This window comes from Nonomuraea fuscirosea, from assembly GCF_035917475.1.
Taxonomy (GTDB): Bacteria; Actinomycetota; Actinomycetes; order Streptosporangiales; family Streptosporangiaceae; genus Nonomuraea; species Nonomuraea fuscirosea.
The window spans coordinates 6,587,519-6,611,964 of the sequence record NZ_CP109074.1; the positions used below are offsets into that span (position 1 = coordinate 6,587,519).

General features: G+C 69.7%; 16 protein-coding genes and 1 pseudogene. 9 read left to right on the forward strand and 8 right to left on the reverse strand.

The features are described 5' to 3' along the window. Window positions 1-119: 119 nt before the first annotated feature. From OIE67_RS30200 to OIE67_RS30220, 5 genes are all read left to right on the forward strand, one after another. A complete protein-coding gene (locus OIE67_RS30200) occupies window positions 120-890 on the forward strand; it encodes a GNAT family N-acetyltransferase (RefSeq protein WP_326626772.1) in 771 nt (256 codons plus the stop codon). A 34-nt stretch (window positions 891-924) separates the two neighbouring features. Continuing rightward, window positions 925-1,938, forward strand: coding sequence for a ketol-acid reductoisomerase (gene ilvC, locus OIE67_RS30205; RefSeq protein ID WP_326626774.1), 1,014 nt, complete (start codon window positions 925-927; stop codon window positions 1,936-1,938). 131 nt (window positions 1,939-2,069) lie between these two features. Continuing rightward, on the forward strand, window positions 2,070-3,716 hold the full coding sequence (locus tag OIE67_RS30210; RefSeq protein WP_326626776.1) for an AfsR/SARP family transcriptional regulator: 1,647 nt from the start codon (window positions 2,070-2,072) through the stop codon (window positions 3,714-3,716). A 106-nt stretch (window positions 3,717-3,822) separates the two neighbouring features. Beyond that, entirely contained in the window at window positions 3,823-5,430 is a 1,608-nt protein-coding gene (locus OIE67_RS30215; protein ID WP_326626778.1) for an aldehyde dehydrogenase family protein, read from the forward strand. A 13-nt stretch (window positions 5,431-5,443) separates the two neighbouring features. After that, window positions 5,444-6,001 (forward strand): DUF308 domain-containing protein, encoded by a 558-nt coding sequence (locus tag OIE67_RS30220; RefSeq protein ID WP_326626780.1) that lies wholly within the window; start codon window positions 5,444-5,446, stop codon window positions 5,999-6,001. Between the two features lie 21 nt (window positions 6,002-6,022). Here OIE67_RS30220 and OIE67_RS30225 read toward each other — a convergent pair whose 3' ends face one another. Beyond that, window positions 6,023-6,826, reverse strand: a complete 804-nt coding sequence (locus OIE67_RS30225; RefSeq protein WP_326626782.1) for a hypothetical protein — start codon at window positions 6,824-6,826, stop codon at window positions 6,023-6,025. Window positions 6,827-7,116: 290 nt separating this feature from the next. Next, entirely contained in the window at window positions 7,117-10,320 is a 3,204-nt protein-coding gene (locus OIE67_RS30230) for an ATP-binding protein (protein WP_326626784.1), read from the reverse strand. A gap of 113 nt (window positions 10,321-10,433) precedes the next feature. Between OIE67_RS30230 and OIE67_RS30235 the strand changes: the two genes are divergently transcribed. The 4 genes and pseudogenes from OIE67_RS30235 to OIE67_RS55790 all read left to right on the forward strand — a co-directional run. After that, window positions 10,434-10,937 carry a (2Fe-2S)-binding protein gene (locus OIE67_RS30235; RefSeq protein WP_326626785.1) on the forward strand — a complete coding sequence of 168 codons (504 nt, stop codon included), beginning with the start codon at window positions 10,434-10,436 and terminating at the stop codon, window positions 10,935-10,937. Beyond that, entirely contained in the window at window positions 10,930-11,919 is a 990-nt protein-coding gene (locus OIE67_RS30240) for an FAD binding domain-containing protein (protein WP_326626787.1), read from the forward strand. The genes OIE67_RS30235 and OIE67_RS30240 overlap by 8 nt, the downstream gene beginning before the upstream one ends. Next, window positions 11,916-14,189, forward strand: a complete 2,274-nt coding sequence (locus OIE67_RS30245) for a xanthine dehydrogenase family protein molybdopterin-binding subunit (RefSeq protein WP_326626789.1) — start codon at window positions 11,916-11,918, stop codon at window positions 14,187-14,189. Before OIE67_RS30240 ends, OIE67_RS30245 begins: the two co-directional genes overlap by 4 nt. A gap of 149 nt (window positions 14,190-14,338) precedes the next feature. After that, window positions 14,339-14,524, forward strand: a pseudogene (locus tag OIE67_RS55790) (IS701 family transposase); the annotation flags it as partial. A 156-nt stretch (window positions 14,525-14,680) separates the two neighbouring features. Here the strand turns inward: OIE67_RS55790 and OIE67_RS30250 are convergent. From OIE67_RS30250 to OIE67_RS30275, 6 genes are all read right to left on the reverse strand, one after another. Then, window positions 14,681-15,343 (reverse strand): DUF4097 family beta strand repeat-containing protein, encoded by a 663-nt coding sequence (locus tag OIE67_RS30250; RefSeq protein ID WP_326626790.1) that lies wholly within the window; start codon window positions 15,341-15,343, stop codon window positions 14,681-14,683. Between the two features lie 127 nt (window positions 15,344-15,470). Continuing rightward, on the reverse strand, window positions 15,471-16,664 hold the full coding sequence (locus OIE67_RS30255) for a lipase family protein (RefSeq protein WP_326626792.1): 1,194 nt from the start codon (window positions 16,662-16,664) through the stop codon (window positions 15,471-15,473). A gap of 231 nt (window positions 16,665-16,895) precedes the next feature. Next, window positions 16,896-17,546: a hypothetical protein gene (locus OIE67_RS30260; RefSeq protein WP_326626794.1), complete on the reverse strand. Its 651-nt coding sequence runs from the start codon at window positions 17,544-17,546 to the stop codon at window positions 16,896-16,898. A 79-nt stretch (window positions 17,547-17,625) separates the two neighbouring features. Continuing rightward, window positions 17,626-18,642 (reverse strand): COG1470 family protein, encoded by a 1,017-nt coding sequence (locus tag OIE67_RS30265; protein ID WP_326626796.1) that lies wholly within the window; start codon window positions 18,640-18,642, stop codon window positions 17,626-17,628. Between the two features lie 89 nt (window positions 18,643-18,731). Further along, window positions 18,732-19,367, reverse strand: coding sequence for a hypothetical protein (locus tag OIE67_RS30270; protein WP_326626798.1), 636 nt, complete (start codon window positions 19,365-19,367; stop codon window positions 18,732-18,734). A gap of 65 nt (window positions 19,368-19,432) precedes the next feature. Beyond that, the gene (locus OIE67_RS30275) at window positions 19,433-24,355 is read right to left on the reverse strand and encodes a ThuA domain-containing protein (RefSeq protein ID WP_326645520.1); all 4,923 of its coding nucleotides are present in this window, start codon (window positions 24,353-24,355) and stop codon (window positions 19,433-19,435) included. Window positions 24,356-24,446 lie beyond the last annotated feature (91 nt).

Sequence of the window (24,446 nt, forward strand, 5' to 3'; positions counted from 1 at the left end):
ACAGATCTCCGCATTCAATGTTGCTCGTAGGCAGGGTACGCAGGCCGGATCCGGGATGCCAAAACCGGGTTCAGGCGGAAGGAAGAAAGTCTCAACTACGCACCGTTAGCGTCGCGACCATGCCGAAGTCACTCTCCATCCGCGACCTGCAGCCACAGCTCGCAGCGAATCGCCGGTACTGGACCGGCCTGGCGGGTGCGGGGAATGCCGACGACCCCAGTGCCGGCCTGCCGATCTACCGCACGGGTATCGCGCATCTTCTGATGAACGGGGTCCTACGGGTCCGCGACGTGCCGCTCGACGACGCGGTGAGCGAAGCGCGGCAGCGGCTTGACGGTTCGGTGTGGGCCTGGTGGGTCGGCGCGGACAGCGCCGAGGGCACCGCGGAGGGGCTCATGGCGCGGGGCGCCGATCAGATCATGACCCTGCCGATCATGGCGCTGGACCTTCATGGCACCGCGATGGACGAAGCGCCGGGCAGCGATCTGAGGTTCCGCACGGTCACCGAGGCCGCGGAGATGGCCGAGTACGTCGCCACGTTCGCCGCACCGATGGGCATCGCGACCGACCTCGATCTGGTCACAGAGCGCGAGCTCGGATTCGGGGGCCTCGACGTGATCCGCCGGGCCGCGGTCATCGACGGCCGCATCGTCGGCACCTGCACGCTGTCGCTCGGTACCGACGTCGCCGCTCTCTACTGCATCGCCACCACCCCCGATCTCCGCCGGCGTGGCATCGCCACCGCCCTGACCCTCGACGCGCTGCGGATCGCCCGGAACTCCGGCAGACGCATCGCCACCTTGCAGTCAAGCAGCGAGGGCAGGCCGGTGTACCGGCGGATCGGATTCGAGACCGTTTCCCACTATCGCCTCTTCGCCTTCGGCGCGTAGGCAAGTCAACCGAGAAAAAGATCGAGAGGAACCCATGTCCGCGCAAGCTTTCTACGACGACGACGCCGACCTGTCCATCATCCAGGGGCACAAGGTCGCGGTGATCGGGTACGGCAGCCAGGGCCACGCGCACGCGCTGTCGCTGCGCGACTCCAGCGTCGAGGTGGTGGTCGGCCTGAAGGAGGGCTCCAAGAGCCGGGCCAAGGCCGAGGAACAAGGCCTGAGAGTGCGGACGCCGGCCGAGGCGTCGGCGTGGGCCGACGTGATCATGGTGCTGGCGCCGGACACCGCTCAGCGCACGATCTACACCGAGTCGATCGCCCCGAACCTGACCGCCGGCAAGGCGCTGTTCTTCGGGCACGGGCTGAACATCAGGTTCGAGCTGATCAGGCCGCCGGCCGGCGTGACCGTGGCGATGGTGGCGCCGAAAGGTCCCGGTCACCTGGTCCGCCGCCAGTACGTGGACGGCAAGGGCGTGCCGTGTCTGGTGGCCGTGGAGCAGGACCCGACCGGCGAGGGCCTGGCGCTCGCGCTGTCGTACGCGAAGGCGATCGGCGGCACGCGCGCCGGCGCCATCCGGACGTCGTTCGCCGAGGAGACCGAGACCGATCTCTTCGGTGAGCAGGCGGTGCTGGCCGGCGGCGTGTCCGCGCTGGTGCAGACCGGGTTCGAGGTGCTCACCGAGGCCGGGTACACCCCGGAGATCGCGTACTTCGAGTGCCTGCACGAGCTCAAGCTGATCGTGGACCTGATGTACGAGGGCGGCATCTCCCGGATGCGCTACAGCATCTCGGACACCGCCGAGTTCGGCGACTACGTCAGCGGCCCGCGCGTGATCGACGGCCGGGTCAAGGAGGAGATGAAGAAGATCCTCTCGGAGATCCAGTCAGGCGCCTTCACCAAGCTGCTCATCGCCGACGACGACGCCGGCGGGCCGGCGCTGGCCAAGTACCGCGAGGAGGGGGCCGCCCACCCGATCGAGGTGACCGGAAAGGAGCTGCGCGCCATGATGTCGTGGGTGGACCGCCCGATCACCGAAACCGCCTGATCCCAGCGAGGTGCCCACGCCCGGCCGGAGCCTGCCGGCCGGGCGTGCCGGTTCAGTGATCGTCCACACTTCTTCAAGTTCATCTCATTACGGTTGCCGGAGGTCTGGCATCGAGGAGAGAAGGACGATTGGTGACCGACGGCGATCCGGGGCCGGGCGGCCCTCAGACGCTGCGCCTTCAGGTGATGGGCCCGCTGCGGGTCTGGCGCGGGGACACCGAACTCGACGCGGGTCCACGTCAGCAACGATGCCTGCTGGCCCTGCTCCTGGCCCGTGGGGGCCGGCCGATCGCCATGACCGACCTGATCGATCTCATCTGGGGTCCGAAGGCGCCGTCCAGCGCGGTCAATGTCATCCACAAGTACGTAGGCGCTCTGCGCCGGCTGCTCGAACCGGGCCTGCGTGCCAGGGCCACGGGCAGTTACCTCGTCCGGCAGGGCAACGGCTACCGTTTCCTGGCCGGCTCGGAGACCCTCGACCTGATCGCGTTCCGTCAGCGCGTCGCCGCCGGGCGGGCGAGCGCCGCCGCGGGCGATGTGGAGCAGGCGCTCGACCGTTACGCCGACGCCCTTCGGCTCTGCCACGGCCACGCGGGCGAGGGCCTGTCGGAAAGCGCCGCCGCCATGGCGACCTTCGCGACCGTCGACGGCGAGTTCTACGAGGCGGCCGCGGCCGCCGCGGAGATCGCCACCCGTGTTCGCCGGCCCTCCCCCGTGCTCGCGCCGCTGCGGCTCGCGATGAAGATGGGGCCGCTCAACGAGCCCGTGCACGCGAGCCTGATGACCGCTCTGGCCGCGGCCGGGCACCAGGCCGAAGCGCTGGCGGTGTATCGGACGATCCGGCACCGCCTGGCCGAGGACTTGGGCATCGACCCGGGCCACGATCTCCAGGAGGCCCATCGGCGGGTGCTGAACCAGACGGTGGCATCCGCGGGGGAGAATCCGCCGCTGCTGGAGGCGGGAAGAACAGCAGCCGTTCCGCTGGTGCGCCCGGCTCAGCTGCCGCCGGATCTGCCGTTGTTCGCAGGCCGCGAGGCCGAACTGGACGGCCTGCGCGGCCTGGTCGCGGGTATGCGCGACGAGCGGCGGAGCAGCCCGCTGGTGGTGGCGCTGGACGGTATGGGTGGCGTCGGCAAGTCGACGCTGGCGACGCGTCTCGCGCACCTGGTCGCCGCCGAGTTCGCCGACGGGCAGCTCTATCTCGACCTTCAGGGAGATCAGGACCGGGAGGCGGGCCTCCTGGCCCGCGACGCGCTGTCTTCGCTGCTGTACGCGCTGGGCGTTCCCGCGTCGAACATCCCGGACACCTGCGACGCGCGGATCGGCACCTACCGCAGCCTGACCGCCGGCCGGCGGTTCCTCATCCTGCTGGACAACGTTCGCGACTCGGAACAGGTCCGGCCGCTGCTGCCCAACTCGGCCGGCAGCCTGGTCCTGATCACCAGTCGCCGGCCGCTCACCGCGCTGGCCGCGTTCGACGGCGCTCACCTGGTGCGGGTCGACGTGCCCGACCTGTCGTCGGCCCGAGCGCTGCTCGCCCGCCGCCTGGCCGACCTGCCGGACGGGGCCGGAGCCGAGTCCGCCGATCCGGAGATCATGGACGAGATCATCGAGCTGTGCGGCCGGTTGCCGCTGGCCCTCGCGGTTCTCGCCGCGCGGCTCATCGCCCGCCCGCGCCTGTCGCCGGCCACCCTGCTCGCGGAACTGCGCGACGGCGCCCGCCGCATCGAGGACTTTCCCGGCGTCCGCGATTCCCGTACGACCTGCTCCTGGTCGTAAGGGCAGCTCAGCGGAAGTGAGAACAGATCCACGATCCGTTCATAGTTCCTCCACTGGTGCTCCCTAGGTTGATGCCGTTGAAGAGCGATGGATCGAAGGGGAGAAAATGAAAGCCGCAGAAGCCGTCGATTGGGTGGACCCCGGCCGGTGGAAAGCCACTCCGGCCACAGTTCGGCTGAATCTGCTCAAGCAGATCCGGCGCGGCATCGACCGGTATTTCGACGAGCTGGTGAGCGCCGACTGCGAGGCGAAGGGCATCGACCGCAGCGTGGCGGCCAACGCTCACCAGGTGGGCACGAGCGTTCAGGCCACCGTGGTACCGGTGGCCGCCAACGTGTCGGCCGCCATCGCCCTGTACGAGGGCCTGGTCAAGGGGCGGCCGCTCCAGCCGCTCGCGGTGCGTCCGGCCGGCGACGGCCGCTTCGACATCCGGGTCGGGCCTCGGGGCAGGGACCGTCTGCTCAACGGGGACCGGGCGGACATCCTGCGCGTCATCGGTGAACCGCGCAGAACCGACCCCTACCAGAGGCCCGGCGGCATCGTCGCCGTGCTCGGCGCGGGCAACTTCGCGTCCTCACTTGAGATGATCAACGCCCTCTTCGTGGACAGCTGTGCCGTCGTCCACAAACCCCATCCCCTCAACGTCGGCGCCGATCTGGTCTGGGAGAAGGTCCTCCAGCCCCTCGTCGACGCGCACGCGCTGGCCTTCTGTGAGGTCGAGGAGGGGCCCGCGCTGACCCGCGACCCTCGCCTGACGAAGATCTACTTCACCGGCGGGGCGCCCTCGGCCAAGGCGATCATGGCTGCGACCGACACGGAGCTGGTCTCCGAATGCGGCGGCAACAACCCGTGCATCATCGTCCCGGGCGACCGCAGGTGGACCGCGAGCGAGATCCGTCACCAGGCACTCCAGATCGCCACCATGGTCAAGATCAACGGCGGTTCCGTCTGCGGGCGCGTTCAGACTCTGGTGACCAGCCGGCACTGGCCGCAGCGGCGTGAGTTCCTCGACGCCGTCACGCTCGCCCTGCGGGACCAGACTCCGGCGACCACCACCTACTACCCCGGGGTGGACAAGACCTTCGCCACCTTCCAGGAAGCCTACCCGGACGCGCGGATCATCGAGTCGCGGGACCACGCGCCCGCATCGCGGGTCCTGGTGATCGAAGACGTGGACCAGGACGGGTTCGCCGTCCACCACGAGGCGTTCTGCCAGGTCATGTCCGAGGTCGCGCTCGACGTGGCGCCCGACGCCGAGACGTTCACGCCCGCCGCGGTCGCCTTCTGCAACGAAACCCTGCTCGGCACTCTCGCCGTGACCGTCCTGGTCGACGAGGACACCAGGAAGGCCCACGCCCCGACCGTCGACCGCGCGGTCACGCAACTGCGCTACGGCGCGGTCGGCGTCAACACGATGCCACCGACGGTCTGGACGAACCCCTATCTGACCTGGGGCGGCAACGAGGAAGGGCAGGAACTCGTCTCCGGTCACGGCAATTTCGGCAACGTCCTGGGCTACGAGAACGTCGACAAGTCCATCGTCGTCAGCGGGTTCACCTCACCGGGTCATCTGATCAACGACCGTAAGCAGGGCTGGCTCGACCTGTCCGCCCGCTTCGCCCGCTACACGATCGACCCGACCTGGAAGCGGCTGTTCGCGCTCGCCGGCACGGTGCTACGCCTGCGTCTCCAGCGCCCCGACTTCCAGTCCTGATGAAGGGAACCCCTTGAACGCCGTTGACACTTCGGCCGCGCCCGGCCTCGGCCCTGTGCTGAGGCGCCTCTACCTCGCGCGCTTCGGATTCGCCCTCGTCTGGGCGGTCCTGCTGTTCCTGACCGCGTCGGATCTCGGCCCGGTCAGTTCCACGCTGCTCGTGATCTACCCCCTGTTCGATGTGGCCGCCGCCGTCGTCGACGCCCGGTCGTCCAGGGCGACCGGTTCGCCCGCCGTCCTGTACGTGAACATCGCCGTCAGCACGCTCGCCGGCGTCGGCCTGGTCTTCGCCGTCACCTCCGGCATCCCGGCGGTCCTGCGGGTGTGGGGCGCCTGGGCCGTCGTGTCGGGGCTCGTCCAGCTCATCGTCGGCATCGGCCGCCGCCGTCTGAACGGACAGTGGCCGATGATCATCAGCGGCACGATTTCCATGCTCGCCGGTGCGTCCTTCGTGCTGCGGGCCGGTGGTGACGGCGCGTCGCTGACCAACCTGGCCGTCTACGCCCTTCTCGGCGGCGTCTTCTTCCTGGTCTCCGCTCTCCGGCTCGGCCGTAAGGCCAGGCACCGCTGATCCGGCGTCCGCGCCACCGGTTCAGAGCGCGGGGAAGCGCGGCCACCGCCGCAGGTCCGCGGCGACACCGGGGTCGATCGCGTGGATCGCGTCGATCGCCTCGTCATGGGTCAGCGGCGGTCCGTTCAGCAGGTCGATCAGACGTCGCAGCGCGGTGGCCCCCGCGTTCGCCCACAGCCGCTTGGTGAGCATCTGAAGCCCGAACTCGAACCAGACGTAGTTGCTCCCGTCCAGCTCGGGCGCCCGGAACATGTCCTCCAGTTCGTACAGCGGCCACTGCCGGGACCCGCCCCAGACGATCCGGACGACGGTGAGCAGCGCCTCCTCGCGTTCGGGCTCGACCTCACTGACGTACCCCTGCAGCGCGAGGTTGGCGAGCATCTCCCGGAGCCAGAAGGTCGTCGGATTCGCCGGCTCGCCCCACGGGTGCAGGTAGTGCCCGATCTCGTGGGACACCAGCAGGTCCGCGAAGCCGCCGAGCGTCACCGGGGCGCCGTAGACGCGACGCAGCTCGGCCCGGTCGTGGTCGGAGAGGACCGGCGCGACCGAGTCGAGCACCACGTTCCAGAAGGGCGCCGGCTCCTGCCCGACGACGATGCGATCCGGTTCCGCGTGCGGCATTCCGTACAGGGGGAACGCCGCCACGGCAGCCCAGTCGTCGGCGCCCACGACGTACAGAGTGGGGATCTTGAACTCCCCGACCACCTTGTTCAGCCACTCGACCATCCGCTCGGCCTGGTCCGCGATGGACCGGCCGCGGGCGTCCCCGCCCCGGCTCGCGTGGACGGGGAAACTCCAGCCCTCAAGGACATTCAGCTCGTTCATGGCACGAACATAGTGCGGGGTTGTGGAGAAGGACTGACAGCCCCGTTCAGAAGGGGCCGAGGTCGAGGCTCATGGTCTTGACCTGGGTCTATTCGTAGATGGCGAGTCCGTACTCGGTGTCGTTGGCCAGCGTGATGGCCTCGTCGAAGTCATCGAACGGGAGGGACACGAGCGGAGTCCACGCCGGGCTGCTTCCGTTCGAGGATCGCGCTGACGCGGCCGAGCAGCGCGTCCTGGGCGGAGGGTCTCACTGGTCACTGACACGACCTCCAAAGATCATCTTTCTGGCGTCAGCAACCTACGTGCGGCGACTTCCTCTTCAGTGGATTCGTGGTGTGGGCGATCTCGGCGAGGAACTTCCCGGCACGCCGCGCGAACAGATGCGCCCCTCGTTCGCCGGACAGTGCCACCGCCCTCGCACCGATCTCGCGGACGACCGGGGCCGGCTCGCCGTGCGCCCACAACTGCCGCGCCCGCAGCAGGAGGAGCAGGCCCTCCGCGTAGCGCTGGCCGTGATCAGCGAGATACCGGTCGGCGCGGTCGAGGGCGGCTGCCGCCTCGTCCGGCATCCGGGCCGACAACAACATGTCGGCGATGAGCCCCACGTGGAATGCCAGTCCGAACCGTGGCGGGTCGGCGAGGGTCGTGGTCAGGATCCGATCGGCCTCGGCCGCGGCGCCCGCGGGATCGTCGCCGGTCAGGGCTCGTGCCCAGCAGGTGGTGATGCGCAGGTACGGGTCGATGTTGGAGTGCAGGTGCTCAGGGTCCGCGGCGATCCAGGGCTGCGCCGCGGCCAGTGCCCAGCCCGGATCGCCGGCCATCGCCGCGGCCATGCCCGCGAAGTGCGCCCAGACGGCGATCGAGTACGGGTCGTCCCCGGCGGCCGCCCGCACCCCGTCGAGCAGGGCATGGGCCGCACCCAGGTCGTCGGAGATCGTGGCCACCACCGCCGCGAGCAGCGGCCCGAACGGACGCAGATCGGTCCGGAGGGGGCTGTCCCCGGTGACGGGGACGCTCCACATGATCCGGTTGCCGTCGTTGAGCTGCCGTACGGCTTCGCCGATGTCGCCGGCCTCCCATTGGTGCTGGCCCCGGGCCTGCGAGCCGTACGCCTTGACTATCGGGTCGAGCGAGGCGGTGCCCTGCTCATGCAGCCGGCGGGCCAGTTCGGCGCGGTCCGGCCGGACCGCGCTGTAGGCCTCGACCATACGCATGAAGAGGAAGTCGGCGGCGTCCCCTTCCCGGCCGAGACCACGAGCCAGGTTCTCAGCGCGTTCCATCATGGGGTGGAACGGATCCTGGAACATCGACTGCCGCCAGAAGACCGTGGCGACCGACGACAACGCGGACAGCTCCAAGTCGGCCAGCCCCGCCGCACGCGCGACCCGGACGGCCGACAGCAGATGCCTCTCGGCGGCCTCGAACGCGGACTTGAACGCCGCTCGGGCGCCGGCGCGGACCAGCGCACGTGCGGTGCGTGCGGGGTCGGCCAGCGGGCCGGCCTCCCACAGGTGAAACGCGAGGCGTTCGGCGTCGAGTTCGCCGACCGGGCCGGTGCCCTCCAGCGCCTCCGCGATGCGCAGGTGCAGCCGGCCGGTCTGAGCGGGCGGCGTCTTCCCTGCGACGGACTCGCGGACGAGATCGTGGGCGAAACTCACGGAGAACGGATCATCCGGCGCGGACTCGATCATGCCGAGCGCCTCGACCGGCGCCAGGAGTTCGAGGCAGCCTTGCACGTCGAGCCCCGCGGCTCGGGTCAGAAGATCGAGGTCGACGTTCCGGCCGATGAGAGCCGCGGTCCGGAGCAGGTCGCGGGCGTCGGTGCCGAGTCCGGACATCCGGTCGAGAACGACGTCGTTCACGGTCTCGGGCACCGCCGGGTGAGCGGCGGCCCCATCAGTGAACCCGCCAGTGAGCCCGCCGGTCAGCGCACCGCCGCCGGCGAGCATCCGGGACAGCTCACGGATGTAGAACGGGTTGCCCGCCGCACGCGCGTGGATGCCGCGGACCACCGCGGGCGCGGGGTTCTGCCCGGTCTCGTGCCGGACGAGCTCGGCTGCCTCGATCGGATCGAGCAGGCCGAGCCGGATGCGCCAGTGGCCAGGTACGCGGCCGGCCGCGGCGAGCGCACGCGACAGCTCGGTACCGGTGACGGGCGCGCGGTCGCGGGCCGCTCCGAGAATCACGGTCCTGGCCGGCAACCGGGCCGCGACGTGGGTGAACAGCCGGAGGGACGCGGCGTCGGCCCATTGCAGGTCGTCGAGCACGAGCAGCAGGGGACGTCGTGCGGCGGCCTCGCCGATGACGGTCACGACCTGTTCGAACAGCCGGAACTGGAGACCGGCGTTCGGCAGGACCGGCGCGGCGGCCGGGGCATCGTGCGGCCCGACGAGCCGGCCGAGTTCGCCCGCGGTCAACCTCTGCCGCACGGCGGCGGGCAGGCTCTCGACAACGGCGCCGATCGCCTGCGTCCAGGGCCACAACGAGGGTGTGCCGTCCCCGTCGAAGCAGCGACCCCAGACGGCGAGCGCGCCACGCCCTTCCGCCTCGGCGGTCACCTCCTGCAGCAGGCGGGTCTTGCCTGCGCCGGGCTCGCCCTCGACGACGCCGATCCCGCTGCCGCCGGTGTCGGCCCGGCGTACGGCCAGCGTGAGCGCCCCGAGCTCCTTGGCGCGGCCGACCAGGCCACCGCTCGTGCTCGCCCAGGCTTCGGCTCCACAGGTAGTGGTGACCGGCATCGCGTTCCGCGTCAGCGCCTGATGATGGGCCGCCCGCATCGCCGGGCCGGGGTCGACACCGAGGTCGTCGGCGAGGCGGGCGCGGACCGCGGCGACGACGGCCAGGGCTTCCGCCTGGTTCCCCGCAGCGCTGAGCGCGGAGACCAGACTCGCCTGCACGGGCTCGTTCAATGGCGCCATCGAGGCGGCCAGCTGCAGCGGAGGCAGGACCTTCGCCGGTTGCCCCAGAGTCATGGCCAGGGTGGTCGCTGTCACGCACACGGCGAAGAACTCCGCGTCGAGGGCGGCGAAGGCAGGCTCCGCGGCTGTCCAGTGAGCGAAGGCGCTGCCCGCCGGACCGTGCCAGCGACCGAGCGCTTCGGTGAGAAGGTCGAGCGCCCTCTCGTCATGCTCGGATTTCGCCCGGGAGACGAGGTCGCGGAAGGCGACCAGATCGAGGGTCTCCGCGTTCGCGGTGATCAGGTAGCTGTCTCCGCGGCGGTGCAGGAAACTGCCCTCGGCACGTGCGGGTAGCCCGGGTTCGAGCAGGCGGCGCAGGGCGCCGACGTACTTGTGGATGACGTTGAGCGCGCTGGCAGGAGCCTCGTCGCCCCAGATCAGATCGATCAGCTCGGACGTGCTGACCGGCCGTCCTACGCGAGCGAGGAGCAGGGCCAGAAGGAAGGCCTGCTGACCGGGGCCAGGATCGAGCTCGACGCCGTCGCGCCATATCCGGAGCGGGCCGAGAATCTCCAGGCGCAGGAGCCCATCGACCATCCCATCGCCCCCGGACCTACGTGTGCTCGTACACGACGTACGCGGGTCCGATGTTACCGGGCTGCCGGCACGATCAAGAGTTTGTTCACTCCAGGGCCTTAGCGTCTGTGCCCATGCCTCCGACGCTTATGAGTTTCGACCCGCCGCTGGTTCGTACGGCGGTCCAGGTCAACGGCATCGAACGGAATCTGGAGTGCGACGCCCGGCTGACGTTGCTCGATGCCTTGCGTGACGTCATCGGCTTGACCGGGACGAAGAAGGGATGTGACCAAGGCGCGTGCGGCGCCTGCACGGTACTGCTGGAAGGACGCCGGGTCCTGTCGTGCCTGACTCTGGCGGCACAGTGTGACGGCCGGCAGGTCACCACCATCGAGGCTCTGGCCGGCGACGACCTGCATCCGGTCCAGGCCGCGTTCATCCGGCGCGACGCCTTTCAATGCGGATTCTGCACCTCCGGTCAGATCATGTCCGCGGTGGCGTTGCTGGACGAGGGCCGGGCAGGCTCGGATGACGAGATTCGCGAGTTCATGAGCGGCAACCTCTGCCGGTGCGGAGCGTATCCGAACATCGTCGCCGCGATCCGCGACGTCGCCGGCAGGCGAGATCACGATGCGTGAATTCGAATTCGTCCGGTCCGAAGGGGTCGAGCAAGCCATCGAACTCGTGACCGGCGACCCCGACGCCGCCTACCTCGCCGGCGGCACGACGCTGATTGACCTCATGAAGGACGGGGTTCTGCGCCCGCGGCGCGTCGTCGACGTCACCCGGCTGCCACTGCGGGAGGTGATCCACACGAACCGCACCGTCACCGTCGGCGCTCTGACGACGATGGAGGAACTCGCCGCCGAGCCGGTGCTGGCCGAGCGCGCGCCCGTCCTGCGCGAGGCGCTGCTGGCGGGTGCGTCGCCGCAGTTACGCAACATGGCCACCATCGGCGGGAATCTGCTGCAGCGTACCCGGTGCCGGTACTTCCGCGATCCGACGGTAGGGGCGTGCAACAAACGCAGCCCCGGCACCGGTTGTGCCGCCGTCGTCGAGTCGGCTCGGATGCACGCCATCCTGGGCGCCGGCGAAACCTGTATCGCCCTGCACGCTTCGGATCTGGCCGTCGCCCTGGTCGCTCTCGACGCTGTCGTCCACCTTCAGGGCACGACGGGCACTCGGCGGGTGCCTCTGACCGAGTTCTACCGCGTTCCCGGCGATTCCCCTGAGCGGGAGAACGTCCTGGAACACGGGCAGCTCGTCACCGGGGTCGAGATTCCGTTACCGGCGGCCGGAACCGCCTCGGGATACCTGAAAATCCGCGACCGGGCATCCTACGAATTCGCGCTCGTCTCGGTGGCCGCGGTTCTGGAGATCCACGACGGCATCATCCATGACGCCCGGCTGGGGCTGGGCGGTGTCGGCACCATCCCCTGGCGGGCACACGCCGCCGAGAAGCTTCTCCACGGCGCACGTCCCGGCACAGGGATGTTCCGGGCCGCTGCGGCGGCCGCGATCCGCGACACCTTCACCGTGCCCGGTACGGCCTTCAAGGTCGAACTGGCCCGGCGCACGATCGAGCGAGCGCTGAACACCGTTTCCGGAGGGACATCATGACGCCCGAGTCCCGGGTCATCGGCCTCGGCCTGGATCGCGTCGACGGACCGGCGAAGGTCACCGGCGCGGCCACGTACACGATGGACGTCACCGCTGACGGGCTCCTGCACGCGGCACTCGTCCGCAGCACTTTCGCGGTCGGCACCATCACCTCGATCGAGACCGCGCAGGCGGAGGCCGCTCCGGGCGTCGTCGCGGTCTTCACCCACCACAATGTGCCGCGCATGAAGAAGCCGTCCTGGAATCTGCTCACCCCGCCGCCTCCGGTGCCCTTGCAGGACGGCTCCGTGCATCACTACGGGCAGTACGTCGCCATGATCGTCGCCGAGACTCATCAGCAGGCGACGGCGGCGGCGGCCTTGATCCGGGTCGATCACGAAGCCGCCGGCGCTTCTCTGAGTCTGGACGCCCCGGCGCTCAAAAGCCGGACGAACCCGTACTTCCTCGACGCCAAGCGCGGTGACGCCGAGTCCGCGCTGGCGGCGGCCGACGTCGTGATCGACGCGATGTTCACCACCCAGGCGAACGCTCACAATCCGCTCGGGCTCTTCAGCACGGTCGCCCGCTGGGACGGTGAGCACCTCATCGTTCACGACTCGACGCAGAACCCCTACCTGATCAGGGACAGTCTGGCCAAGGTGTTCTCCATCTCCAAGGACAAGGTCCAGGTTCTGGCGCCGTACGTCGGCGGCGGGTTCGGCGCGGGTCTACGGCTGTGGCAGCACGTGATCCTCACCGCGATGGCCGCCCGCGCCGTGGGCCGACCGGTCAAGACGGTCCTGACCCGCCCGCAGATGTTCACGGGCATCGGTCACCGTCCGGCGACGATCCAGCGGATGCGCGTCGGGGCGCGCCGCGATGGCACCATCACCGCGATCGACCACGAGGCGACATCGACCGCCGCCAAGGTCGCCAACGTGCTGTACCCCGTCACCCTGACCACCCCGGCCACCTATCGGTGCGACAACGTGCGAGGCCGCGACCGCCAGGTGCGGCTCGACATCCCGTCCCCGGCGCACATGCGGGGTCCGGGCGAGGCCGAGGGCAACTTCGCGTTGGAGACGGCTCTGGACGAGGTCGCCTGCGCGATCGGGATGGACCCGGTCGAGCTGCGGATGCGTAACTACGCGAAAGTACATCCGCAGACCGGCCTGGCGTGGTCGAGCAAGGCACTCGACGAGTGCTACCGGCAGGGTGCCGAGCTCTTCGGCTGGGCCGGACGAACGCCGCAGCCGCGATCCATGCGTGACGGCCAGTGGCTCGTCGGGTACGGCATGGCCGGCGTGACCTACAGCCACTTCCAGGCGAAGTGCCAGGCATCGCTCACCGTACGCGACGACGGGACCGTGCTCGTACGCAGCGGTGCCACCGACATCGGTCAGGGCACCTACACGGTGATCACCCAGGTCGCGGCAGATGGTCTCGGACTGGATCCCGCGAACATCCGGTTCGAACTCGGCGACACCGGCCTGCCCCGTGCGCCGCAGGCCGGAGGATCAGGTCTGGCGACGGCGCTCAGCAATGCCGTGCACGACGCCACGGTGAACGCGATCGAAGCCCTGCTCGCCTCGGCGAGCGCGGACCCCGCGTCGCCCCTGCACGGTTGCTCCGCCCGCGACGTGGCCGTGGCCGGCGGTCGCATCCACCGCGAGGACGACGCATCGCGCGGCGAGACCTACGTCGCGATCCTTGCCCGGAGCGGCCGCTCCGAACTCACCGTTGAGGGCAGCAGCGCGCCTTCGCGTGCTGAGATCGGCGCGCTTCTCGGGTCCTTCGCGGTCTCCCGCATGGGACGCGCCGGCCGGCGGCTGGTGGAAGCCACGCATACGATCGCCCCGGCCGGCGCTTTCGCCGCCCATTTCGTGGAGGTCCGGGTCGATCCTCAGCTCGGCCGTCTGCGGGTGCAGCGGATGGTGTCCGCCGTCGACGCGGGCCAGGTGCTGAACGAGAAGCTGGCTCGGAGTCAGATCATCGGCGGTGTGGTCGGTGGCATCGGACAGGCGTTGTTCGAGGAGATCATCACCGACGCGGGGTCGGGACGCATCTCCAACGCGACCCTGGCCGACTATCTGGTCCCGGTGAATGCCGATGTTCCGGACCTGGATGTCGTCTTCGTCGGCGTGCCGGACTCGGACAACGCGGTGGGCGTCAAGGGGATCGGTGAGATCGGCCTGGTCGGGGTTGCCGCCGCCATCGGCAACGCGATCCATCACGCGACCGGCAAACGCCTGCGGTCGCTGCCCTTCACCATCACCGAGCTGATGGACTGACGTATACCGCGGCGGGCCCGCACAACGAGAGCAGCCGCTCGTGATCATGTCTGTGTGACGAGAACAAGATCCAAAGCGGCTGCTGCCTCATCGTAGAGGCCAGGCGTGTGCAACGGAACCTCGACGACCTCATGGCCGCACTGGCACCGATGTTCACCCGGATCGAACCACGGCTGCAGGCCGCCGAGTACGTCCGAGCCGTCATGTCCGATCTGCCCAGACGCAACGACTGGACGATCGCCGAGCTGCTCGGCGACCGCCGTCCGGACGCCACTCAGCGCCTGCTGAACCGGGCTCGGTGGGACACCGCGGGTGCGATGAGCACCATCCGCCGCCACGGCCACACACCGACCCTGGAACACGTTGCTCACTGGTCAGCCTGGCGACGCCGCCATCAAGCACGCGCCAGGTGGTTCCATCGCCGCGCCCGCCTGGCCACCGCATATATCCAGCTCAGCCAGCGAATGGCGGCTGTCGCCAAGAGGCGCCTATCAGGGTGTCCTGACCTCCAGGTCCCCGGAGTCGCTGGACAGCGCGATCGTGCGCTGGGCCGAGGGGGCGCTCGCGGCCTTGATGTTCTTGTGGCCGGAGTCCGTCTTGGCCACGATGTTGTACGACCCCTGAGGCACCTGGATCACGGTCTTGCCCGAATCCGTGGTGGTGGTGACCTGGTCGGGTCGCCCGGCGAAGGCCAGGTTCATATCGCCCGAGTCGGTCTTCGTGGCGACCTTCTCGCCTGTCAGCTCGGTGGCCTCGATCGCCCCGGAGTCGGTGGTGGCTTCCAACTCGCCCGACAGGTTCTTCAGTGTCACGTTTCCCGCGTCGGAGCTCACCTTGATGCGGAGTCCCTTGGGCGCCTCGATCTGGTAGTGCACGTCGCAGGTCGCGCCCAAGGCGCCCCACCCCCAGGTGGTGGGACAGGCGAACGCCAGTTCCAGCGTGTCTCCTTGCACCTTGTGGCTGGTCTTCGGCTTGTCCTTGCGCCGGCTCAGCCGCTCCGTCACGTGGATGCTCCGACGATGGGACTCGACCACTTCGACGGTCCCGGCGTTGTCGGCTTCGACGTGCAACGCCGCCACCTTGTCGGTGACGTCGTACGACACGGTGTCCTCATCCAGCGGGTCGCTGGTGCCGCAGCCGGTCAATACCGCCACAAGCCCGATAGAGCACGCGATCATCGCTTTTGCCTTCATTTCAAGGTGCAATTCCGAGTCATCCGGATGTACCGGCCTCGATTGATCCCTGGAGTTGTTCCTGAGGACATCGCTGAGACCGGACGGATCAAGCCCGGCTCCCCGTGAAGCCGGCGACCACCAGCGGCAGCGCCTTACGGACGGTCTGGTTATGATCCACGCTGCCCGCGTCGGTGAGGGTCTGCGTGGCGCCATGGGAACGCAGTTGACGCTGGCAGTACAGCGCGTTGTCGTACGCGACGTCTGTGTCGCCCTTGGCGTGATGCAGGCGCACCGGAACGTCCGGCTTCCAGTTGCAGGTGGAGTCGAGCGCGGTCAGCAGTTCTTTCAGTTTGCCGGTCGGCTTGCGCACCTTGTCCAGGAACTGCGCGGTGAACAACTTCTCGGACGTCGGCGGCAACGCCTGGGCGATCTCCGCGGCCTGGTGGTTGCCGTCGAAGAGCTTCTCCGCCTGCTCGTCGTACGGGGCACGGAAGACCTCGCCCGGCGTGCGGTAGACGTCGGTGTAGCGGTCCGCCGAGATCACGAAGTAGGCCAGGTAGAGCGAGGACATCCGAATCTTGTCGTTTGCCGCGGCGGCCTCGAAAGAACTGAGGTCAAACGGGCCGGCGATCGGAGCGAGGCCGCCCAGCCGGAAGTACGGGTCCTGACCCTGTTGCAGGAAGCGCCCCACCATCATGGTCGCGGGACCGCCCTGTGAGAAGCCGCTGACCAGCACGCGCGCGTCGAGCCGGCGCTTGTTCCTGCTGGTGAAGGCGCGGGTCGCACGCAGGGCGTCCACCGGGGCGGAGACTGTGGTCCGCGGGTCTCCGTAGGTGTGGTGGCCGGGCCCTGTGCCCAGGCCGAGATAGTCAGGGGCGGATACCGCATGTCCGGCCCCCGCGAACAGCAGCGCCGCGGCGCGGTCGGTGGATTTCTCGTTCACCGAGGCCACATCACCCCGGTAGACGGTGGTGCCGTGCAACCAGGAGACGACCCGCAGGTTGCGCCGGGTGTTGTCAGGCAGGGCGACCAACTGGCTGGCGGTGGTGGACCGGCCCTTGGTGTCGATGGTGCGATAGACGACGCGATAGGCGCTGACCCCGTACTTCACCTGCGCCGCGTCGATGCCGGCCGTCTTGAGCCGCTCGGCGACCTGGCCCTTGTCCAGCTTCTCCACGAGGGTCGAAGAGACCACGGCGCCGCGTGCCACGCTTTGTGCTCCTGAGGCTTCGGCGGGGAACGCGGTGGCAAGGCAGCCCAGGGCGAGCCCGGTGGTCACTATGGCGCGAGAAAAGGTCATGCCGAAACCCTAGATACAGCCGCAAAGAGCGGCATTGCTGGCGGCACCCTGGTTCTTGGTAGTGCCAGCCTTACCCCTGCGATGAGGTCACGATTGGCGTATGGGTCGAGGTGACTTAACGAATGCCGAGTGGGAGCGGCTGGAGCCGCTGCTGCCCGCAGGCGGGGCGAGCTGGGCGAGCTCACGCTGGTCTACGACCGCGTTCGCTGACACGAACGACGGGGCCTGTGCTCAGGGGCGGGTCCGCCGGTGCCGGTGGGCCAGGACGAGCCAGGCCGCGAGGGCGGCGAGCGCCGCGAGGGCGATGACGCCGATCCGCAGCACGCTCCCCATCGCGCCGTCCCCGTCCGTTCTACCCGCCGCGCCCGCCGCGGCCTCGTGCAGGTGGGCGGGTGCGGACGCCTGGCCAGGAGCGGGGGCGGCCGTCGTACCCGGTGCGGGAGCGGTCGTCGCGCCCGGCGCGGGAGCGGCGGTGGGGCCCGGTGCGGCCGTCGCCGCCACCGGCGCGGCGACCACGCCGGCCTTCACCTTCACCGTCTTCTTCGCCTTGGCCGGCTCGGTCGCCCGCACCGTCACCCGCCACTCGCCGCTGGGCAGTGGCTCGGCGGAGCGGTAGAGGTTCTGGCCCTCGCCGGCCGACCGGAGCGGGACCGGGCCGAAGGCACGGCCGTCGGACGAGGTGGCGGTCAGCGTCGCCGCGACGATCTCGGTGACGGGATGGCCGTCCTTCTTGTACGTCACGAGCACGTTGACGTTGTCGGCCCCGTCACCCGTCACCTCCAGCTTGATCGGCCCGCCGTGCGCGTGGGCGGCCGGTGCGCCGAGCACCAGCCCGGCCCAGGACAGCAGGACGGTCAGGATGTAGGCCGATGCCTTCTTCACGGAACATTGCTCCCTTGCGATTCGATGCCGGCGCCCGGGCCGGTTGACGGCCGCCACCGCTGAGGGCGGGTGACGGGACTCACGTCTCCTGCGGCCTGCCCTCACGGGCGAGCCTGATCAGTTCTTCGATGCGCCTGCGGCGCCGCGCGGCGTTCAGCCGGAGGGCGAAGAAGGCGAGGACGAGCAGGACGACGAGGCCGAGCTGCGGCCACGGCAGCGCCCAGACCGTGGTGGCGACCGCCTCCTGCCGCACGGCGACGCCCGGCGCCGCCGCACCGGCGAGGGAGGGGACCGCCACGACCGTCGTACGGACCGGCCCCAGCGGCCAGGCCCCCGCCACCCGCGCGACGTACGTACGGCTGCCGCCCGGCATGAGCTCCCTGGCCCTGGCCGCGGACGGGTCGCTCCAGGAGTTCTCGGTGAACAGCGTGGACGACACCACCCGGTTGTCACTGACGAGCCGGATGTTTCCGCCGTTGGCCACCGTGTACGTCACCTCGACCGTCCCAGGGACGAAGGGATTCCACGAGCCCGTGTACTCCGCCCGCACCCCGCTGACGGCCACCTTGGCGACGTAGTCGCCGGTGACCCGGATGTTCAGGCGGACGCCCACCCGGTTCTGGACCCGTACCTGCCCGGAGACCGTCTCCAGGGACGCGGTCACTCCGGCGGGATGGTCGCCCGGCGTCGCGTTGCCGGGGATCGACACCGTCACCGGCACGACGGAGGTGGCACCGGCGGCGACGGTCACCTTCTCGGGCACCGTGATCCACGAGCCGCCGTCCACCGGCGCGACGTCCGACGGCCGCATGTCGAAGTAGCCCTTGGAGGTCAGGTAGCCGTCGTTGGCGTCGATCCCGAACTCGACCGGCTCGGTGGAGCGGTTGATGACCGCGACGTGCTCGACCACCTGCCCGCCGCCGGGGAGTTCGAGGTCGATGACGCTGCGGCCGTCGGGCCCGCCCGCGTTGGCCGGCACGACCGACCAGGTGGTGTCGGCGTGCGACGGGGCCGCCGGCCCCACCAGGACGGCGGCCGGCAGGACGGCGAGGACGGCGAGGCGGGCGAGGACGCCCCGCGCACGGCTGATGGTCAACAGAGGAGGTCTCCAGTCTCGTCGTCGTGGCCGCCCGGAACCCCGCGGGGTCCCGGGCGGCGATGGCGTCCCGCGCCCCGGAAAATGGCTCAGGACTGGTTGAACAGGGAGAGCGTCAGCGTCGAGTGGTACTCGCCGGCGGCGACGTCGGTGGGCGTGCGCAGCGCCAGGTCGGCGTTCACCTCCCAGGTGCCGATCTCGTCGGCGGAGTTCGCCGTGGACACCAGCAGCTCCTGGCCCTGCAGGCCGACGGTGGGCGCTCCCGATCCGTCGGAGATGACGCTGGAGACGGGCTCGCCGGCCGCGACCGCGCCGGTCGAGGTGTCGCTCAGCAGCCGCGGCCGCCAGCCCAGGTACTGCGGGCCGATGGGCGGCGCGGAGCTGTCCGTCGCGGTGAACTCGCCGGCCTGGCCCACGACCGCCCAGAAGTCACCGTCGGGGATCTCCCCGGGATCGCGGGTGTCGGTCACCGTGACCGTCGGCAGGGTGCCGACGAACTGGCGGGCGGCGGCGTCGGAGTCGCTCTCCTGCAGGGCCACCCCGCCGTTGTCGGCGACGGTCATGGACACCTGGCCGGTGGTGGTGCCCGGCTCGATCGTCACCGACACGTCGATGCCGTCCTCGGGATCGTCCTCGGCCACGGCGGGACCGGCCAGGCCGGCGCCGGCGAGCGCGACACCGACCACCGCGGCGGCGAGCAGCCGCGCGGCCTTGTTGATTCTCATGTGATCGCTCCATCTATGAGTGGGCGGGGCCGGCCGGCCCAGCGGCCGGCCCCGGGGGTTCTGTCTCAGCCGCAGTCGAGCGCCGGGTACGCGGCGTCGTACGACGAGGTGACCTCCTGGCCGCCGATCGTCGCCGTCCCCTTCACGGTCGCCGTGCCGGCCTCGATCTGCCCGGCCCGGCTGTTGAAGGACTGGTACGCCTGCTTGCCCGGGGCCACGCCGGCCACGGTCTTCGTGCCGTACGGCGTGGTCAGCGTCACCGCCGCCGCCGTCTCGGAGGTGTTGACGGCGGTGACAGCCACGTACGCCGAGGTGCCGATGCAGCGGGACGCGGCGGAGACCGCCAGCTCGACCTGCGCCGCCCCGGTCAGGCGGAAGAAGTCGAACGTGACCGTCTTCGAGGCCGTCTGGTTGGTGCCGATGGTGTAGACGCCGGCCTTCGCGTCTTCGGCCACGGCGCTGTTCTCCACCGGAGCGGACAGGTCCGTCCAGGTCTGGCCGTCGGAGGAGTAGGAGCCGGTGAAGGTGTCGCCCTCCTTCTTCAGCCGCAGGTGCCACTCGCCGCCGGTGAGGTTGTTCGCCTGCGGTTGCGGGCTCTGCACGGTGCCGCCGACCTCGCTGCGCAGCTCGATGGCCCGCGCCACCGTGGCTCCCGGCGAGTTGGTGGTGAGGAAGTCGAGCTTCACGTAGTCGTCGTCGCCGGTGTAGACCATCAGGCCGCCCTGCTGGTACTGCTCGTTGAGCGCCGAGGCGTCCAGCTTGGTCTCCAGCGTCCAGTCGCCGTCCGGGGCCGGTTGCAGGATGAGGTTCTTCGGGCCGGTGTTGGTGGTCCCGTAGATGTCACCCGTCGTGGTGTCCAGCTCCAGCTTGCCGCCGCTCACCCGCGCGGCGGTGGCGTCGGGGCGCACGACCGCGCTCCAGCGGCACGTGTCGAGCGCGGTGCCGTCGAACTCGTCGTCCGGGGCGGGCGCGGTCGCCGTGTCGTCCGGCGTGATGTGGAACCAGTCGAAGGCCGCGTCCACCACCGGGTGGTTGGCCCCGGCGAGCGAGATCAGGCCGATCTTCGGGCTGGTGATCCCGGTGAGCGACTTGGTCTGCGGCATCGCGGTGAACGTGCTGCCGTCGGAGGAGTAGTGGGCGGTGATGGTGCTGCCGTTGCTGACGAACCGCACGTACACGGTGTCGGGGTAGGCGTCGCCGAGGGAGGCCGTGTTGCTCTCCGACACCTCGTTGGGGGCGGCGTTCTCCTCCCTGATGAACTGGAAGATGCGGCTGGCGTGATCGGAACCCGAGGTCGAGCGCGCCTGCAGCACCATCTTGGCGTAGTTGTCGTCGTCGCCGTAGATGACCAGGCCCGCCTGCTGGTACGCGTCCCGCGCGTCCAGCGTGAGCTTGGCCGTGGCCGTCCAGGCCCCCGAGGGAGCCGGCTGCAGCACGATGTTCGGCGTGTTGCCGCCCGTGCTGTAGATGTCGGTGGTCGAGGTCGGGATCACCAGCTTGCCGTCCTCGACCTTGAGGTCCTGGTTCTCCCGCACGACGGACCAGCGGTCACGGTCGAGCTGGTCGCCGAGGAAGTCGTCGGACCGGCCGGTGAAGCAGACCGTGGCCTGGGCGTCCACCTTGACCTGGACCTGCGCGGTGGCCGAGGCGCCCTTGTCGTCGGTGACGGTCACCACGGCGGTGTAGGTGCCCGGCGCGGTGTAGGTGTGGCTCGCCTCGGCGGTGGTGGGCTCGGGTGCGCCGGCCACGCCGAAGTTCCACTTGTAAGTGAGCGGGTCGTCCTCGGGGTCGGTGGCCGTCGCCGTGAAGGCCACCTGCAGCGGGGCGACGCCCGTCACCGGGGTGGCCGTCGCGGTCACCACCGGGTGCTGGTTGTCGGTCGCGCCCTTGCCGACGAAGTCGACCCAGTTGACGTTGATCAGGTAGGCGTCGTCGGCCGCGTTTGTGGGCTTGCGTACGACGAAGTACAGCGGCCCGCTCGCCGACAGCGGTTCCGTCAGGTCGAGAGTGACGTCGGTGAACGTCTGCCAGCCGCCGGTGGGCGGCACCTCGACCGAGCCGACCAGCGTGCCGGTCTCGGGGTCGCCCGCCCGGATCTGCACGGTCCCGCCGGGGCCGCCGGAGGAGGCGCGCAGCCGGATCGCGGTCAGGTTCGACAGGTTCGCCGGGTCGAAGGACCACCAGTCGCCGTCCTGGATGAACGCGATGTGCTCGTTGCCGCCCTGGGGGTCGCTGGTCGTCTCCGCCGCGACGCCCGCGGCGTCGGTGCCGGTGCCGCCGCTCACCCGGCCGGTCCGCGAGAAGTGCTCGGCCTGCTTGCGCTTGGGCTCCAGCAGGACCTCGCCCCGCCCGGTCAGCGACTTGGCGCCGTTGGCGCCGTCGTCGGCGTAGCTGGCCTCGATGACGTAGAAGAGGTTGTCGTACTCGCCGTGGCCGGCCTGCTGGGTCTGCAGCACGCCTTCACAGCCCTTGTGCTGGTCGAGCGGGTGGCCGTGGCTGTCGTGGCCGAGGATCGCCTGGATCTGCACCCGGTCGCAGTCGATCGTGCCGTCCTCGGGGTCGGTGACGGTGACCTCGAACTTCACCTGGTCGCCGAACTCGAAGAAGGAGCCGTTCGGCGGCAGGTCCACCGAGACGGTGGGGCGGGTGTTGCCCGCGCTGATCGCCACGCTCGCGGTGCCGGTCCTGCCGTCGGGGTTGGTGATGGTCAGGACGGCGTTGTAGTCGCCGCCCTCCTCGTAGGTGAAGGACGGGTTCGGGTCGGTGGAGTCGGTCTCGCCGTCGCCGTCGAGGTCCCAGGCGTAGGTGATCGGTTTGTCGTCCGGGTCCCTGCTGCCCTCGCTGGAGAACGTGACGGCCAGCGGTAGCGGCCCGTCCGTCTTGTCGGCGGTGGCGCGGGCGATCAGCGGGCGGGTGCCCTTGGTGTACTCGATGCGGTAGATGCCGGAGTCGGCGTTGTCGCCGCCGAAGCCGGAGCCCCATTCGATCACGTAGAGCGCGCCGTCGGGGCCGAACTTCATGTCCATCGGCTTCTTGAACGACAACGTGCCGAGGATCGGGTTCATCTCGACGAGTTCGGTGCCGTCCTCGTCGAGCTGGAACGACCAGATCTTGTCGTTGTTCCACTCGCCGAACATGGCCTTGCCGTCCCAGTACGCCGGCCACTTGACGTCCGACTGCAGGTCGGGGTCGTCACGGTAGACCGGGCCGCCCATGGGGGCGCCGCCCCTCAGCTCCGGGAAGTGCTGCGGGTCGGCCGCGTAGTGGTACCAGACCGTCGCGGGGATGACCGGCGGCAGGCTGGTCAGGCCGTCGTTGTTCGGCGAGTCGTTGACCGGCGCCGCGCAGTTGAACGCCGACCCCGACTGCCTCGTGGCGAAGTCGAAGTCGATGTACGGGGTGTTGTCGCCGACGCAGTACGGCCAGCCGTAGTTGCCCGGCTCGGACACGATGTTCCACTCGACGGTGTTCTGCGGGCCGCGGGTGGCGCTGGCGGAGTTGGCGTCGGGGCCGTACTCGCCGAGCATGATGTGACCCGTCTTGCGGTCGAGACCTATGCGGAACGGGTTGCGGAAGCCCATGCCGTAGATCTCCGGCTTGGTCTTCGCCGTGCCCGCTGCGAACAGGTTGCCCGACGGGATCGTGTAGGTGCCGTCGTCCTCGGGGTGGATGCGCAGCAGCTTGCCGCTCAGGCTGTTGGTGTTGGCCGCGCTGCGCTGGGCGTCCCAGCTCGACCGGCCCGACTGCTCGTCGATCGGCGCGTAGCCGTCGGAGGCGAACGGGTTGGTGTTGTCGCCGGTGCCCAGCCAGAGGTCGCCGGTCTTCGGGTCGATCACCATGCCGCCGCCGTGGTGGCAGCACTCGGCCCGCTGGACCGGGACGTCGAGGATCGTCTTCTCGCTCGCCAGGTCCAGGGTGTCGCCGGTGACGGTGAAGCGGCTCAGCCGGTCGACGTTCGTCCCGGTGGGCGAGTAGTACAGGTACACCCAGTGGTTGCTGTCGAAGCCGGGGTCGAGCGCGAGGCCGAGCAGGCCGCTCTCGTTGGCGGTGAAGACGTCCAGATCGGCCGCCGTCACGGTGCCGCCGGCCGGCTTGATGATCTTGACCTCGCCGAGGCGGTCGATGTAGAAGACCCGGCCGTCCTTCGCGACGTCCATCATCATCGGGTTGGAGGTGTCGTCGTCGAGGGTGACCTTCTCGAAGCTGGAGCTCTGCGAGGCCGAGCAGTCGGCCTTGACGACGCCCGCGGCGGTCTGGATGCCGCCGAGCAGCAGCTTCAGGAAGTTCGGCTCGCTGTAGTTCTCCTTCATGTGGCCGAGCCCGGTGTACCACGAACGGCCGCCGTCGAAGTCCTGGCACCACGTGTTCGGGTGGTCGGCGCCCATCGTGGCGCCGGTGTAGGAGGTCTCGTCCATCGACGTCAGCACGTGGACCGTCTGGCGCGGGTTCGCCTGGTAGTCGTACCACTCGTCGGTACGGGTCCAGGTCGTCGGCAGGTCCTTGGTGGACGGGTGTGCCGGGTCCTCGACCTTGACCGTGGCCTGCTGGATCGCCGGGTGACTCTTGAAGTACGCGCCGACCAGCTTGCCGTACCACTCCCAGGTGTAGCCGCTGTCGGCGGCCGCGTGGACGCCGACGAAGCCGCCGCCGTTCTGGATGTAGCGCTGGAAGGCGTCCTTCTGGTCCTGCGTGCTCAGCGGGTCACCGGTCGTGGACATGAAGATCACGGCCTTGTACTGGGCCAGGTTCTGGTCCGTGAACAGGGCGCTGTCCTCGGTCGTGTCGACCGCGAAGTCGTTGTCCTGGCCGAGTTGCTGCACGGCCGCGATGCCTTCGGGGATGGAGTCGTGCCGGAAACCGGTCGTCTTGGAGAAGACGAGGACCTTGTAGGCGGGCTCGGCCGCCGTGGCGGCCGCGGCGCTCGCGGGCGCCGCGAGGATCGGGACGAGAGGGACGGCGAGGGGGGCGACGAGGGCGGATAAGGCCATCGTCGTCACGGCTCGGCGCCTGAGGCGCCGTCCGCGTAACGACAGGGCCGCACGGAGCAGCCTGGCCCACGTGCGATGACGTGGTGACATG